Source organism: Streptomyces sp. NPDC006743 (assembly GCF_040703815.1).
Classification (GTDB): Bacteria; Actinomycetota; Actinomycetes; order Streptomycetales; family Streptomycetaceae; genus Streptomyces.
In genome coordinates, this window is the sequence record NZ_JBEYJA010000009.1 from 48,131 (window position 1) to 61,924 (window position 13,794).

The window sequence follows — 13,794 nt, forward strand, 5'->3', positions numbered from 1 at the left end:
TACCGGGCCTCCACGTCTTTACTTTCTTTTGGCCGGAACCGTCAGCGCCCGGATATCCTCCTAAGAGCTGCGGACAAAAGTGGGTTCCGATCGCCGGGCGCCGCCCGCCGGGACCCACTTTTGTTCGCAGCTCTCAGCCTTACGGGGGCGTGTGCCCCGCTGTCCTGAACCTCGGGACGGCTACCTTCCGATGGGACCGGAGCATGATCGAGGCAGTCGGCCTGACCAAGCGCTACGGCGCCAAGACCGCCGTGAACAACCTCTCCTTCCGGGTGCGGCCCGGCGCCGTGACCGGCTTCCTCGGGCCGAACGGCTCGGGCAAGTCGACGACCATGCGGATGATCCTGGGCCTGGACAACCCCACCGCGGGCACGGTGACGATCGGCGGTTACCCCTACCGCCGGCTGCCCAACGCCCCGCGCCAGGTAGGCGCCCTGCTGGACGCCAAGGCGGTGCACGGCGGCCGCAGCGCCCGCAACCACCTGCTGTCCCTGGCCCAGCTGTCGGGCATCCCGCCCCGCCGCGTCGACGAGGTGCTGGGGGTCGTCGGTCTGCAGGAAGTGGCCCGCCGGCGCTCGAAGGGCTTCTCGCTCGGCATGGGGCAGCGGCTCGGCATCGCGGCGGCGCTGCTGGGCGACCCGCAGGTGCTGCTGTTCGACGAGCCGGTCAACGGCCTCGACCCCGAGGGCATCCTCTGGGTGCGCAACCTGATGAAGTCGCTGGCCGCCGAGGGCCGTACGGTCTTCGTCTCCTCGCACCTGATGAGCGAGATGGCGCTGACCGCCGACCACCTGATCGTGATCGGGCGCGGACAACTGCTCGCGGACATGAGCGTGACGGACTTCATCTCCGCCAACTCCGCGGACTTCGCCCGGGTCCGCACCCCCGACACCGAGCCGCAGCAGCGCGAGAAGCTGACCTCCGCGCTGACCGAGGCCGGCGGGCAGGTGCTGCCCGAGCAGAACGGCGCGCTGCGGGTGACGGGACTGACGCTGCCGCGCATCAGCGACCTCGCGCACGAGGCGGGCGTACGGCTGTGGGAGCTGTCGCCGCACCAGGCCTCGCTGGAGGAGGCGTACATGCGGATGACGCAGTCGGTGGTGGACTACCGCTCGACGACCGACGAGAAGGCCGGTCTGATGCAGCCGCTGCCGCCCGGTGTCCAGCCGCCCCTGCCGGTGCCCGGCCAGGGCCAGCCCGGCTGGTACGCCCCGCCGCCGCCCCAGGCGCAGCCCGCCGCGGGCGCCGCCGGTCCCTACGGCGCGCAGCCCCAGCCGTACGGCGCCGCCGGCGCGGGCGCGCCCAACCCGTACGCACAGGCCGCGCCCGCCGCGCCGGCCGCCCCCGCAGCAGACGTCACCAAGTCCGAGGACGCCCGATGAGCACGCCGCAGACGCCCATGCCGCAGGCCGCGCAGCCCTCCTGGCAGGCCGCATCCGCCGCTTCCGCCCCCGGTTACACCTCGCCGATCCCCGTCGTCCGTACGCACCTGGGACACGCCCTCGCCTCGGAGTGGACCAAGATCAGGTCGGTGCGCTCCACGATGTGGACGCTGGGGGTCTTCGTCCTGATCGTGGTCGGGGTCGGGCTGCTGGTCGGCGTGGTGACCGTGTCCTCCTCGGCGGACGTCTCCAACGAGTCGCACCCGCTGGTGCTGGGCTTCATCGGCGTGCTGCTGGGCAGCATCTGCGTGATCACGCTCGGGGTGCTGACCACCTCGTCCGAGTACGGCACCGGCATGATCCGGACCACCATGACGGCCTGCCCGACCCGCGGCCGGGTGCTGGCGGCCAAGGCGCTGGTGTTCTTCCTGCTCACCTTCACGATCACGCTGGTGTGCACCGCGCTCGTCGCCTTCGCGCAGATGGCGATGCTCGCGGGCGACGGTCCGGTCCGCCAGCCGAGCGGCGCCGAGTGGTTCAAGGCGACGGTCGGCGTCAGCCTCTACCTGGCTCTGCTGGGCCTGCTCTCGCTGCTGATCGGCTCGATCCTGCGGCACTCGGCGGCCGGCATCACCATCATGATCGGCCTCGTGCTCGCCCCGCTGGTCATCGCGCTGTTCATGTTCGCGCGGTCGCTGGAGAACGTGCGCACCGCCCTGTTCGAGTACTCGATCCCGAACCAGCTCAGCGTGTTCTACTCCACCTCGCTCGGCGAGTCCGGGCCGTCCGGCTGGGACCCGCTGTGGATCCTGCTGGGTGTGACCGCGGTGGTCGGCGCGGGCGCCTGGGCGCTGCTGCGGGAGCGGGACGTGTAGGACCCGCGGAACCGGGGGCCGTGCGCCCGCGGGGTCCCGGGTCTCAGAACCGCGGCGCGTTCCTGGACCGCTGCACCCGTGTGGTGCGGCGGTCCTTCGCGTTCCAGCAGGCCTTGTGCCAGTGCCGGCGGTCGTCCACCCCGGCGTACTCCGGCCAGGCCACCACGTGCGGGACGCCCGAGCCGATCAGCTGGTCGCACCCCGGGCAGCGGTACGTCTTGCCCTGCGCGTTGGCACCGGCGACATGGCGCACGCTCCACTCCTCGCCCTGCCAGCTCTCGCTGGACTGCCAGCCGCCGTAGCGGCTCGCCGCGTCGTCCTCCGCGCTCCGGCCGGACGAGCCAGGACCCTTGGGACGGTTGCGACGCGGGGACACGGGACACCTCACCGGTTCTGCGGAAGGACGGGGTCCCTCCAGCGTACGCGGCGGCGCCGGGCGCAGGCGCAACGAACCGGATTCCCCGCCGAACCGCCCAAGTCACCCTCCGGAACGGTCAATTCCGCAGACAATCCGGAAATCCCTCCGCCAGGCCGTGTCCTCGGCACGTGTCGGCCGGTTATGCCCGGTGGGGGAGCGCCGCGTCGGAGCCGAGGAAGCAGGAAGAAGCGATGCGCGTAGGAAGTTTCGTGTTGGCGGCGCAGTTCCCCGGGCAGGGCCAGGGAGAGGCGCTGCACCGCGCGGTCCGTACGGCCGAGGTCAGCGAGGAGGCCGGCCTGGACGCGGTCTGGCTGGCCGAGCACCACTTCGTACCGTACGGGACGTGCCCGTCGGCCGTCACCCTGGCCGCGCTGCTGCTCGGCCGCACCCGCCGCCTGCGGGTGGGGACGGCGGTGAGCGTGCTGCCCACCGCCCACCCGGTCGCGCTCGGCGAGCAGGCCGCCCTGCTGCACGTGACGAGCGGTGGCCGGTTCTCGCTGGGCGTGGGCCGGGGCGGCCCCTGGGTGGACCTGGAGGTCTTCGGGACGGGCCTCGCCGCGTACGAGACGGGGTTCCCGGAATCACTCGATCTGCTGGTGCGCTGGCTGCGCGAGCCGTCGGTTTCGGCCCGCGGCGACCGGTTCGGTTTCCGGGAGGTCGCCGTCGTGCCCCGCCCCGCCGAGGCGCTGACCGACGTCCCGGGACCCGAGGTCGTCGTCGCCTGCACCTCCCCGGCGAGCGTCCGGCTGGCCGCCGAGCGCGGGCTGCCGATGCTGCTCGGGATGCACGTGGGCGACGAGGAGAAGGCCGAGATGATCGCGCTGTGGCAGCGCGGCGCGCGGTCCGCCGGGCACCCGGACGACACGGTCCGGGACGCGGCCCATGTGTCGGCCGGGGTCTGCCAGATCGCGGACCGGCGCGCGGACGCGGAGGAGACCCTGCTGAAGGCGATGCCGGGCTGGCTGAAACAAGGACTGGACGCCCATGTCACGGTGGACGGCCGCAGCCGCCGCATGCGTGACCCGCTGGCCTACACCGAGCTGCTGTGCGGCCTGCACCCGGTGGGCACGCCGCAGCTGTGCGCCGACCGGCTCGCGGCCACCGCCGAGCGCACCGGCATCACCCGCTTCGCGCTGCTCGTCGAGGGCTCCGGCGACCTGGCCGCGACGGAGGAGAACGTACGACGCCTCGGCACCGAGGTGCTCCCCCGGCTGAGCTGACCGTGCCGGCGTCGGAAGACCTGCCGCCCCGGGCCCGAATGCACCTCCCGCGGGCGGGGCGGCAAGCCGATGACCAGGGCCTCCCCTCCGGGTCACACCGGGCTCGGGGGGCCTTGCACCGCACCCCGATCCGGCCTGATCCGGACGGAAGACCCTGCCCCCCTCAGCAGTCCCTGAGTTCCGGCGACTGGTTGAGCAGCTGACTGCGCACCGACGTGAAACGGGCCAGCCGCTCGTCGGCCGAGGCGTCCAGCGGGAACACCGCGACCCGGTGGCAGTTCTGGAAAGCCAGCCGCACACCGAAGTGCCGCTGCAGCGCGCCGCGTATGGCATCACTCGCGAGCGCACGCAGCAGCTGACCGCGTGCCTGCTCGTCCGGCGGGGGCGTCTGGTTGTCGGCGAATTCTCCGCCGTCCACCTTCAGCTGGGCCACCAGGGAGCTGATCATCTCCCACGCGTAGGGCAGGGAGGTCCGGACGCAGTCGACGAAGGCAGCTTCGTCGACCTCGCCTCGCTCGGCCTGTTCGAGTAGGGCCGGTGAGACGTCGAGCGACATGGGTTCTCCTCTCGCACCCCCGACCAGCAGGGGTTGCCGGACAGATGAGGGAGTTCGCGATACCGAACACGGTGAGTACACACTTCGCGACCTCCCGTTCCTACGGTAGGCAACGAAACGAGGCGTTACCAGGCGAACGCGCGTACCGGCTGGTCGAGTTGGGCACACTATCGGCCACGAGTGAACACGGGTGATCCAGGGACTAATGGGGCGCTCCCCCGCGAGGCACCGGTCGGACGCGAGCGGAGCGGGACGGGCGAATCGCGTCCGGCACGGTGCGTCGAGTAGCGTTGCCGACCATGCGTCTCGTCATCGCCCGGTGCTCCGTCGACTACGCGGGCCGGCTCACCGCCCACCTCCCGTCGGCACCCCGTCTCATCCTGGTCAAGGCCGACGGCAGCGTCTCGATCCATGCGGACGACCGTGCCTACAAGCCCCTGAACTGGATGTCGCCGCCGTGCACGCTGAAGGAGGGCACGGGCGAGGAGGAAGGCGTCTGGACCGTCGTCAACAAGGCGGGCGAGAAGCTCATCATCACGATGGAGGAGATCCTCCACGACTCCTCGCACGAACTCGGCGTGGACCCGGGGCTGATCAAGGACGGCGTGGAAGCGCACCTCCAGGAACTGCTCGCCGACCGCATCGAGACCCTCGGCGAGGGCTACACGCTCATCCGGCGCGAGTACATGACGGCCATCGGTCCGGTGGACATCCTGTGCCGGGACGGCTCCGGGCAGACCGTCGCGGTCGAGATCAAGCGGCGCGGCGAGATCGACGGGGTGGAGCAACTCACCCGCTACCTGGAGCTGTTGAACCGCGATCCGCACCTCGCCCCGGTGCGGGGCGTCTTCGCCGCGCAGGAGATCAAGCCGCAGGCCCGGGTCCTCGCGACCGACCGGGGCATCGGCTGCCAGGTGCTGGACTACGACGCCCTGCGCGGCATCGAGGACGACAAGCTGCGGCTGTTCTGAGGCCGGACGCTGTTCTGAGGCGCCGGCTGTTCTGAGGCCGGACGCTGTTCTGAGGCGCCGGCTGTTCTGAGGCGACGGCTGTTCCGAGGCGGTGGCGGGGCTGAGGCAAGCGCCGTGCCGAGGCGGCCTGCGCCGTGCGGCGCCGCGGGAAGGGGGCCCGGTCCGGTTTCTGTACCGGACCGAGCCCCTCCGCATGTGCCCTGCGCGGGCCGCTGCTCAGATCACCTTGCCCTGCGGGGTGTCCGCGGCGCCGCTCTCGGGGGCGGCGGCCGAGCTGCCGGCGGAGCCGGGGACGCCGGAGGGGGCGGGGCCACTGGCCGAGTCCGAGCTGGACGGGCTCAGGGTCGAGGACTCGGTCGGGTCCGGCGGGGGCGGCGTGGACGGGTCGGTCGGTGTGGACGGAGTCGACGGCGCATCGGTCGGCCCGGTGGGATCGCCCGTGGGCTTGCTCGTCGGCCTCGTGTGCGACGGGTCGGGCGAACCCGGCGTGCTCGCCGGCCCGGACGGTGCCGGCGCGCTGCTTCCGCCCTTCCCGCCGCCCGTGGCCGCCGGGGAACTGGCGCCCGGCGAGGGCTCGCCCGGCCCCGCGGGCGGCGTCGGGTCGTCCGACGTGCCGTAGGTGCCGTCGGGACCCGGATCCGTGGGACGGCTGGTAGCCCCACCGGTGTCGGCGACGGTCCCGGCGCCGGTGCCCGGGCCGCCCCCGCTTCCGCCACCGTCCTGCGGGACGCCGGTGTCCGCGCCGTCGTCGTCGGTGCCCTGGCTCGCGGACGGGTTGCCGCCGACCTGGCCGGAGGGGTCGTCGGCGTCGTTGTGGGAGGTGGCGCCGAGCGTCACCACCGTGCCGAGGACGGCCGCGAGCAGCGCACCCGCGCCCACCGCCACGAGGTTGCGCCGGGCGAAGTGCTTCAGGCGGGCCCGGTGCCTGGCCGGGGCCGCCGGCGACGAGGACGGGGACGTGATGGGCGTACCCGCGGTGGAGGGCTGGTAGGTGACCAGCGTGCCGGGGGGCTCGTCGGCCGCTGCCCGGAGCGCCGGGAAGGGCACGGGGGCGGGCGGGGGCACGGGCTCCTCGCCGCGGCCGCCCGGCCACTCCTCCCCCGCCGCCTCCAGGGCCGCCGAGGCACCGGGCGCGGTGCCGACGCCGGGCGCGGTGCCGGAGCGGTCCGCGACCAGGGCGAGCGCACGGCGTCCCGCGACGGTGCCGCGCCGGTCGGAGAGGGCTCCGCGCAGGCCGATGGAGGCCTCCAGCTCGGCGCGGGCCCGGTCCAGCAGGCCACCGCAGAGCGCGAGGATGCCGAGTTCATGGTGGAAGTAGGCCTGTTCGGCGACCTCGCCGGCCAGCCGGGAGGCCTCGGTGCCGAAGCGCAGCGCGCGTTCCCAGGCGCCCCAGGCCAGCCCGGCGGCGAACGCGGGCGCGGCGGCCCGGGCGAGCCGGACGGCGGTGCTCCCCTCGTCCTCGTCCTCGCCGGGCGGCGTGGTGAGCGGCACGAGCACGGCCAGCGCGGCGAGGACGGCGTCCGCCTCGGCGGTGACCCGCTCGGGCGTCACCGAGGGGTGGCCGGCCCACCAGGCGTAGTGCCGGGCGGCCGCACGGGCCTGCTCCTCGGCGTCCTCGGCGTATCCGGCGGCCTCCAGCTGGGTGAGGACTCCGGCGGCGAGCCGGTAGCGGCCGCCGACCGGGGAGACCAGCCCGCAGCTCGCCAGTTCCCCGAGCGCGGCGTCGGCGTGGGTGTCGCCGACCAGGGCGGGCAGGTGGGCCTGGTGGGGCACCTCGCCGCCGAGCGCGACGGCGAAGCGCAGGGTGGCGCGGGCGGAGGCGCTGAGCCGGGAGGCGAGCAGCGGGGCGGGGGCGGCGGCCTCGCCGAGCGAGGGCAGGGGGACGTCGTCGCCGTCGCCGCCGTCGAGGACGGTGCCGGGGGGCGGGGCGTCGGCGAAGACGCCGAACTCCTCCACGGCGCTGGTGCCGGCCCGCAGCCGGTCGCGCTGGCGCAGCAGGGCGCCGGCCTGGACGAAGCGCAGCGGCAGGCCCTCGGACTCGAACCAGAGGTCACCGGCCCAGTTGGCCTCCTCCTCGGTGAGGACCCGGCCGACGCCGCGCTCGATGAGTTCGGCTCCGGCGGCGCGGTCGAGGCCGCCGAGGAAGACCTCTTCGAGGGCGGAGTCGGGGGAGGGCGCGGGCACGTCGGGCGTGGCGGCGACGAGGAAGGCGCACTCGGGGGTGGCGTCGAGCAGTTCGTCCAGCGCGGCGCCGCCGAACTCGAGGTCGTCGAGGACGACGACGGCGCCGATCTCACGGACGTGGTCGAGGAGTTCGTCGCGGCCGGGGCGGTGCCCGGGCGCGCCGTACACGGCGTGGAAGAGGTCGTGCAGCAGGTCGCCGGCGGTGCGGCGGTGGCCGTCGAGACGGACGACGCCGTCGGGGGCGAGGGCCGCGCAGTCCTGGGCGACGAGGTCGAGGAGGCTGGTGCGGCCGGAGCCGCCGGGCCCGGTCAGGCGGACGGAACGGCCGCGGGCGAGCAGTCGTACCAGCCGCTCGCGTTCGTCGTGGCGCTCCAGCAGGGGCTCGGGGGACGGGGCCGGGCCGGGCGGGACGGGCGGGGTGGCGGCGCGGTCGGCGTCGGCGCGTGCGGCCGGTGTGTGCCTGGGCGGCGGGCCGGGGAGCCGCCCGGGCGGGCAGACCTCGATCTCGCTGCCGTCGACGGGGTTGACGGTGATCAGGAAGTCACCGGTGACGAGCTGCGCCGTGCGGGCCGGTGCGGCGGCGGACGGCGGGAAGTCGGCGGCGAGGGGTTCCCTGGGCGGGCGCCGGTCCGGCGCGTGGCCGTCGCCGTCATGGCCCATGTCCTCGGGCTCCCGGACGTTCGGGTCCATGGGTTCCATAGGTTCCAAGCCCCCCAGAGGCGTCGTGTGCTGCTGTTCCAGCCCTCCCGGCCGTGTGCCGCACTCCGCGCTGTCGCTTCTGGTCCGGGCCCGCTCGAGGGTTGCGAGGCAGCGGGCGACCGAACCCTAAACCTTCGCACAGTATCCACGACAGCCCGGGGTGCCGCCCGGCCCGAGACATCACGGTCTCGTGAGGATTGCGTGCGACGTACGGTTCCGTGCCGTCCGCCCGGGTCTTCGCGCGTGGCCTCCCGCAGCGGGACGGCAGGCCGCGCGGGGCGGGAAACCTCGCCGGGCGGGAGGCCGCGCGGGAGGGGAGGCCGCCGCCGGGCGGGAGGCCGTCGTGGGGCGCGGAGGACAGGACGGGGCGCGGCGGTCACACGCGGGGCAGGGACTCCACGCCGATGCCACCCTCGATGGCGAGGATGCGGTGCAGCCGGGTGGCTACGAGCAGGCGCTGCATCTGGGCCGGCACGCCGCGCAGCACCAGCCGCCGGCCGCAGCGGCCGGCGCGCCGGTGGGCGCCCATGATCACGCCGAGGCCGGTGGCGTCCCAGGAGTCGAGCCCGGACAGGTCGAGGACCAGGTCCCCGGCGCCGTCGTCCACGGCCGAGTGCAGGACCGTACGGGCGTCCGCCGCGGTGCGGACGTCGAGGCGGCCCCCGACGACCACCTCGGCGTGGTCGCCCCTGATGTACATATGCGCTCCCCGTGAATGCGGTGGCGTGCTCCGTGTGACGGTTGACTGTGCAACGTCTGACTGCTTGTGCGGCGGTGCGGTTGCTGTCTGTGTGCGAACCGATACCGAATTCACCCCGGAGGGTGATGCCGGCGCCCCCGCGGCGGTCTCAGTGCTTGTAGAAGCCCTGCCCGCTCTTGCGCCCGATGTCACCGGCGTCAACCATCCGGCGCATCAGCTCCGGCGGGGCGAACTTCTCGTCCTGGGTCTCGGTGTAGATGTTGCCGGCGGCGTGCAGCAGGATGTCGACGCCGGTGAGGTCGGCGGTGGCGAGCGGGCCCATGGCGTGGCCGAAGCCGAGTTTGCAGGCCAGGTCGATGTCGTCGGCGGTGGCGACGCCCGACTCGTACAGCTTGGTCGCCTCGACGACGAGGGCGGTGATGAGCCGGGTGGTGACGAAGCCGGCCACGTCGCGGTTGACGACGATGCAGGTCTTGCCGACGGACTCGGCGAACTCCCGCGCGGTGGCGAGGGCTTCGTCGCTGGTCTTGTAGCCGCGGACGAGTTCGACGAGCTGCATCATCGGCACGGGCGAGAAGAAGTGCGCGCCGACGACGCGCTCGGGGCGCTCCGTCACGGCCGCGATCTTGGTGATCGGGATGGCGGAGGTGTTGGAGGCCAGCACCGTGTCCTCGCGCACCAGCTTGTCGAGCGTGCGGAAGATCTCGTGCTTGACGTCGAGCTTCTCGAAGACGGCTTCGACGACGACGTCCGCGTCGGCGGCGGCGTCCAGGTCGGTGGTGGTGGTGATGCGGGCGAGCGCCGCCTCGGCGTCCTCGGCGGCGAGCTTGCCCTTGCTCACGAACTTGTCGTAGGAGGCCTTGATGCCGTCGGTGCCACGCCTGAGTGCCTCGTCGGTGACGTCCCGCAGGACGACGTCCCAGCCCGCCTGCGCCGAGACCTGGGCGATGCCCGATCCCATGAGACCGGCTCCGATGACGGCGAGCTTCCGTGCCACTGAGACTCCCCTATGTGAACGACCACTGGTGAACGACTGCTGAGGGCCCACCGCCGGTGAACGGCCGCACAGGCGCCTGCGCGCGGCGCGCGCGGCTGTTGGACGGCTTTCACGCTCTTTGCGTATGCCTCTCGGCGGACACTAGCGCCCGCGCGGCGCTGTGTGACCGGTAAGTAACGCGCGTCACGTCTCAATTGACGGACATCACACCGGGAGGGGTCACTGCGCGCCCCGGACGGCGTAGTTGAGGACCTTCTCGCTCAACAGGTCCTCCATGTCGTCGAGGAGGCCGAGCACCTCCCGGGACACCTCCTGCGGCGGGCGCTCCCTGAGCATCTCGCGGCCGACGGAGGCCATGACGGTGCCGTGCAGCCAGGCGATCTGACCGGCCATCAGGCCCGGCAGCGGATCCTCGTCCGTCGCGCCGGTCTCCTCCCGCAGGGCCTGCTCCAAGGTGGCCTGCACGTCCTGCCCGAGGGCCCAGAGCCGGGAGCGCAGTGCGGGGGCGGCCTCGATCACCCGCATGAAGGGGGCGTAGCCGGGGAACAGCCCGATGCGCGGCGAGACGGCCTCGACCTCCGCGCGCAGTTCGCGCAGCACGGCCCGGGCGGCGGACTCCCCCGGGTCCCGGCCGCGCACCCAGCGGGCGAGCCGGTCGACCACCCCGCTGGAGCGGTCGAGGAAGAGGTCCTCCTTGGCGGGGAAGTAGTTGTAGACGGTGTTGACGGAGACGTTCGCCGCGTCGGCGATCTCCGCGACCGTCACGGCGTCGAATCCGCGCTCGACGAACAGGCCCGTGGCGACGTCCGAGATGTACTGCCTGGTCTGCCGCTTCTTCCGCTCCCTGAGCCCCTCTGCCATGGAGGAATCCTAGCCTTCCCGCCAACCTTCTTAGGGTCTCTGAAATTTTGGGGACGTTGCAAATTTTAAGAGTCTCTGTTTTTCTGGCGGCATGACAGCAGAAGTCATCAGCGCGGCCGGACTGGCCCGCACCTTCCAGACCAGGCGCGGCCCGGTGCAGGCCGTGCGCGGCATCGACCTCACCGTCCGCGAGGGCGAGATCCTGGGCTTCCTCGGCCCCAACGGGGCGGGCAAGACGACCACCCTGCGGATGCTCACGACCCTGCTGCCCCCCACCGGCGGCGCCGCCACCGTCGCGGGCTGCGACCTGGCCGGCGACCCGGTCGGGGTGCGCCTCGCCTGCGGCTACGTCGCCCAGTCCGGCGGGGTCGACGGCCAGATCACCGTCCGCGAGGAACTGGTCACCCAGGGCCGGATGTACCGGCTGCCGAGGTCCCGGGCCGTCGAGCGGGCCGCGGAACTGGCGCGCGAGCTGGACCTCACCGACCTGTTCGACCGCAAGACGTCCGCGCTCTCCGGGGGCCAGCGCCGCCGGCTGGACATCGCGATGGCCCTCACCCACCGCCCGCGCGTGCTCTTCCTGGACGAGCCGACCACGGGCCTGGACCCCGGCAGCCGCGCCGACCTGTGGGACCTGGTGCGCCGGCTGCGCGACGAACAGGGCACGACCGTCTTCCTGACCACCCACTACCTCGACGAGGCGGACGCCCTCTCCGACCGGCTGGTCGTCGTCGACCAGGGCGTGGTCGCGGCGGAGGGCACACCGAGCGCGCTCAAGCTGGAGTACGGCGGCTCGCCGGACGCCACCCTCCAGGACACCTTCCTCGCCATCACCGGCCGCGGCCCCGCCCCGGCCGCCGACACCGCACCCGTCGCCGTCTAGACCTTTCTCAAGGACCCCGATGCTTCTCCACGACACGGCCCTCATCTACGGCCGCTACCTGCGGCAGTCCCTGCGCTCGCGCTTCGCGCTCCTCTTCGGGGTGCTGACGCCCCTGCTCTACCTGCTCTTCTTCGGGCCGCTGCTCACCGGTCTCCCGCTGGGCGGCGGCGGCAGTTCCTGGCAGGTGCTCGTCCCCGGACTGCTGCTCCAACTGGGGCTGTTCGGCGCCCTGTTCGCGGGCTTCTCGATCATCATCGAGAAGGGCCAGGGCGTGGTGGAGCGGATGCGGGTGACCCCCGTCAGCCGCCTCGCGCTGCTCCTGGGCCGGGTACTGCGCGACGCCACCGTCTTCGTCTTCCAGGCGGTGCTGCTGGTGCTGGCCGCCCTCGTGATGGGACTGCGCGCGCCGCTGGCCGGCATCCTCATCGGCTTCGTGTTCGTCGCCCTGCTCACCCTCGCGCTCGCCTCGCTGTCCTACGCGATCGCGATGAAGGTCTCCACCCCGCAGCAGTTCGGTCCGATGATCAACGCCGTGTCGATGCCGTCGATGCTGCTGTCCGGCCTGATGCTCCCGATGACCCTGGCACCGGCCTGGCTCGACGTGCTCTCGCACTTCGTCCCGTTCCGCTATCTGGTGGACGCGGTGCGCGACGCCTACGTCGGCGCGTACACCAGCGCGCACATGCTGTACGGCGCCCTGGTCGCCGTCGCCTTCGCCGCGCTGGCCGTGACCGCGGGCACCCGGGTCTTCCGCACGGCCGGGGCCTGAGAACTGCGAACAAAAGGGGCGCCCGGCTCGCGACACCCGGCGCGCACGCTCGCGGCGTCGCCGAAAGGCCCTGACAGCTCCGCCACAAGGACCTTCCGACGCCTTGCGATCGCAGGCACCGCAAGCACCGGACGCGCCGGACGCTCCGGACGCCGCAGCTGATCGGGCTCCCTTTCTGTCCGCAGCTCTCACTACGCTGGTGCCATGGTCAATCTGACACGCATCTACACCAGGACCGGGGACAAGGGCACCACCGCCCTCGGCGACATGAGCCGGGTCGCCAAGACCGACCCGCGGATCTCGGCGTACGCCGACGCCAACGAGGCGAACGCCGTGATCGGCACCGCCATCGCGCTGGGCGGCCTCGACGCGGAGACGGTCAAGGTCCTCACCCGCGTGCAGAACGACCTGTTCGACGTGGGCGCGGACCTGTCCACGCCGGTGGCGGAGAACCCCGAGTTCCCCCCGCTGCGGGTCGAGCAGTTCTACGTCGACCGGCTGGAGGCGGACTGCGACCGCTTCAACGCCGAGCTGGAGAAGCTGCGCTCGTTCATCCTCCCCGGCGGCACCCCGGGCGCGGCCCTGCTGCACCAGGCCTGCACGGTCGTGCGGCGGGCCGAGCGGTCCACCTGGGCCGCGCTGGAGGTGCACGGCGAGACGATGAACCCGCTCACCGCGACCTACCTCAACCGGCTCTCGGACCTCCTGTTCATCCTCGCCCGGACGGCGAACAAGGAGAACGGCGACGTGCTGTGGGTGCCGGGCGGGGAGCGCTGACCGGCACTCCCTCCTCGTCCCCCGGGTCCGTCCCCGGGGGCATGCGGACGGCCGGCGAGCCGGTCGCACTGTGGACCGGCCGCCGGCCGGTCCTGCTGCCGCCCGCGGTACGCGTTTTCGTGCCCCCCGGCTCCGCCGGGCCGGCCGTCGGGCCGCTCCGCACCCTGGGAAACCGGTGTGGCGGTGCTCCGCGTCGCCGGCATGGGATGCGCTTCCCCCCGTGAACGCCGGGCCTCCTCGCACGAGACAGGCGAAGGCCCGTCCGGCGCCGAGATCGCGCTCCGCCCGGAGAGGGCGGAGGCCACCGTGAAGACCCACGTCAGCCGTGTGCTGGGCAAGCTGGAGCCGCGCGGTCGCGCGCAATCCGCCGCGCCGGCGCAGGAGTTGGAGAGCCAGGGGAAGCGGCGGTGCATTGGTCCAGACCTATTGACCTATGGTCCAGACCTTTCTACTCTCGCAGCACCGCGGGGCGTGAAGGCTCAGTCATGCCCCTGACATTCTT

General features: G+C 73.0%; 13 protein-coding genes and 1 pseudogene. 8 read left to right on the top strand and 6 right to left on the bottom strand.

Going from position 1 to position 13,794, the window contains the following annotated elements; genetic code table 11:
- The first annotated feature begins 203 nt into the window (after positions 1 to 203).
- A complete protein-coding gene (locus tag ABZ719_RS10485; protein WP_366724816.1) occupies positions 204 to 1,382 on the top strand; it encodes an ABC transporter ATP-binding protein in 1,179 nt (392 codons plus the stop codon).
- On the top strand, positions 1,379 to 2,257 hold the full coding sequence (locus ABZ719_RS10490) for an ABC transporter permease (RefSeq protein WP_366724817.1): 879 nt from the start codon (positions 1,379 to 1,381) through the stop codon (positions 2,255 to 2,257). Before ABZ719_RS10485 ends, ABZ719_RS10490 begins: the two co-directional genes overlap by 4 nt.
- A 43-nt stretch (positions 2,258 to 2,300) precedes the next feature.
- Here ABZ719_RS10490 and ABZ719_RS10495 read toward each other — a convergent pair whose 3' ends face one another.
- On the bottom strand, positions 2,301 to 2,633 hold the full coding sequence (locus ABZ719_RS10495) for an ATP/GTP-binding protein (RefSeq protein WP_366724818.1): 333 nt from the start codon (positions 2,631 to 2,633) through the stop codon (positions 2,301 to 2,303).
- Between the two features lie 233 nt (positions 2,634 to 2,866).
- Here ABZ719_RS10495 and ABZ719_RS10500 point away from each other — a divergent pair, with 233 nt between their 5' ends.
- Complete coding sequence (locus tag ABZ719_RS10500) at positions 2,867 to 3,895, top strand: LLM class flavin-dependent oxidoreductase (protein WP_366724819.1); 1,029 nt, start codon at positions 2,867 to 2,869, stop codon at positions 3,893 to 3,895.
- A gap of 163 nt (positions 3,896 to 4,058) precedes the next feature.
- On the opposite strand, the gene ABZ719_RS10505 is transcribed toward ABZ719_RS10500, so the two are convergent.
- Positions 4,059 to 4,451: an SCO5389 family protein gene (locus ABZ719_RS10505; protein ID WP_355900354.1), complete on the bottom strand. Its 393-nt coding sequence runs from the start codon at positions 4,449 to 4,451 to the stop codon at positions 4,059 to 4,061.
- 299 nt (positions 4,452 to 4,750) lie between these two features.
- Here ABZ719_RS10505 and nucS point away from each other — a divergent pair, with 299 nt between their 5' ends.
- The gene (gene nucS / locus ABZ719_RS10510) at positions 4,751 to 5,422 is read left to right on the top strand and encodes an endonuclease NucS (RefSeq protein ID WP_037851774.1); all 672 of its coding nucleotides are present in this window, start codon (positions 4,751 to 4,753) and stop codon (positions 5,420 to 5,422) included.
- 216 nt (positions 5,423 to 5,638) lie between these two features.
- On the opposite strand, the gene ABZ719_RS10515 is transcribed toward nucS, so the two are convergent.
- From ABZ719_RS10515 to ABZ719_RS10530, 4 genes are all read right to left on the bottom strand, one after another.
- Positions 5,639 to 8,296: an ATP-binding protein gene (locus ABZ719_RS10515; protein WP_366724820.1), complete on the bottom strand. Its 2,658-nt coding sequence runs from the start codon at positions 8,294 to 8,296 to the stop codon at positions 5,639 to 5,641.
- A gap of 385 nt (positions 8,297 to 8,681) precedes the next feature.
- Positions 8,682 to 9,005, bottom strand: coding sequence for an STAS domain-containing protein (locus ABZ719_RS10520; RefSeq protein ID WP_037851779.1), 324 nt, complete (start codon positions 9,003 to 9,005; stop codon positions 8,682 to 8,684).
- Between the two features lie 148 nt (positions 9,006 to 9,153).
- Entirely contained in the window at positions 9,154 to 10,002 is an 849-nt protein-coding gene (locus ABZ719_RS10525; protein WP_366724821.1) for a 3-hydroxyacyl-CoA dehydrogenase family protein, read from the bottom strand.
- Between the two features lie 219 nt (positions 10,003 to 10,221).
- A complete protein-coding gene (locus ABZ719_RS10530) occupies positions 10,222 to 10,863 on the bottom strand; it encodes a TetR/AcrR family transcriptional regulator (RefSeq protein ID WP_366724822.1) in 642 nt (213 codons plus the stop codon).
- Between the two features lie 91 nt (positions 10,864 to 10,954).
- On the opposite strand from ABZ719_RS10530, the gene ABZ719_RS10535 reads away from it, so the two are divergent.
- The 4 genes and pseudogenes from ABZ719_RS10535 to ABZ719_RS10550 all read left to right on the top strand — a co-directional run.
- A complete protein-coding gene (locus tag ABZ719_RS10535; RefSeq protein WP_366724823.1) occupies positions 10,955 to 11,746 on the top strand; it encodes an ATP-binding cassette domain-containing protein in 792 nt (263 codons plus the stop codon).
- 19 nt (positions 11,747 to 11,765) lie between these two features.
- Positions 11,766 to 12,515: an ABC transporter permease gene (locus ABZ719_RS10540; protein ID WP_366724824.1), complete on the top strand. Its 750-nt coding sequence runs from the start codon at positions 11,766 to 11,768 to the stop codon at positions 12,513 to 12,515.
- A gap of 204 nt (positions 12,516 to 12,719) precedes the next feature.
- Positions 12,720 to 13,292: a cob(I)yrinic acid a,c-diamide adenosyltransferase gene (locus ABZ719_RS10545; protein WP_366724825.1), complete on the top strand. Its 573-nt coding sequence runs from the start codon at positions 12,720 to 12,722 to the stop codon at positions 13,290 to 13,292.
- Between the two features lie 249 nt (positions 13,293 to 13,541).
- Positions 13,542 to 13,787 (top strand): annotated as a pseudogene (locus ABZ719_RS10550) (hypothetical protein); the annotation flags it as partial.
- Positions 13,788 to 13,794: the final 7 nt, after the last annotated feature.

Bases quoted from the DNA above. Each gene is read 5' to 3' on its own strand.
- ABZ719_RS10515 (WP_366724820.1), bottom strand. From the start codon at position 8,296: ATGGACCCGAACGTCCGGGAGCCCGAGGACATGGGCCATGACGGCGAC.
- ABZ719_RS10520 (WP_037851779.1), bottom strand. From the start codon at position 9,005: ATGTACATCAGGGGCGACCACGCCGAGGTGGTCGTCGGGGGCCGCCTC.
- ABZ719_RS10530 (WP_366724822.1), bottom strand. From the start codon at position 10,863: ATGGCAGAGGGGCTCAGGGAGCGGAAGAAGCGGCAGACCAGGCAGTAC.
- ABZ719_RS10500 (WP_366724819.1), top strand. From the start codon at position 2,867: ATGCGCGTAGGAAGTTTCGTGTTGGCGGCGCAGTTCCCCGGGCAGGGC.
- nucS (WP_037851774.1), top strand. From the start codon at position 4,751: ATGCGTCTCGTCATCGCCCGGTGCTCCGTCGACTACGCGGGCCGGCTC.
- ABZ719_RS10540 (WP_366724824.1), top strand. From the start codon at position 11,766: ATGCTTCTCCACGACACGGCCCTCATCTACGGCCGCTACCTGCGGCAG.
- ABZ719_RS10485 (WP_366724816.1), top strand. From the start codon at position 204: ATGATCGAGGCAGTCGGCCTGACCAAGCGCTACGGCGCCAAGACCGCC.
- ABZ719_RS10505 (WP_355900354.1), bottom strand. From the start codon at position 4,451: ATGTCGCTCGACGTCTCACCGGCCCTACTCGAACAGGCCGAGCGAGGC.
- ABZ719_RS10545 (WP_366724825.1), top strand. From the start codon at position 12,720: ATGGTCAATCTGACACGCATCTACACCAGGACCGGGGACAAGGGCACC.
- ABZ719_RS10490 (WP_366724817.1), top strand. From the start codon at position 1,379: ATGAGCACGCCGCAGACGCCCATGCCGCAGGCCGCGCAGCCCTCCTGG.
- ABZ719_RS10535 (WP_366724823.1), top strand. From the start codon at position 10,955: ATGACAGCAGAAGTCATCAGCGCGGCCGGACTGGCCCGCACCTTCCAG.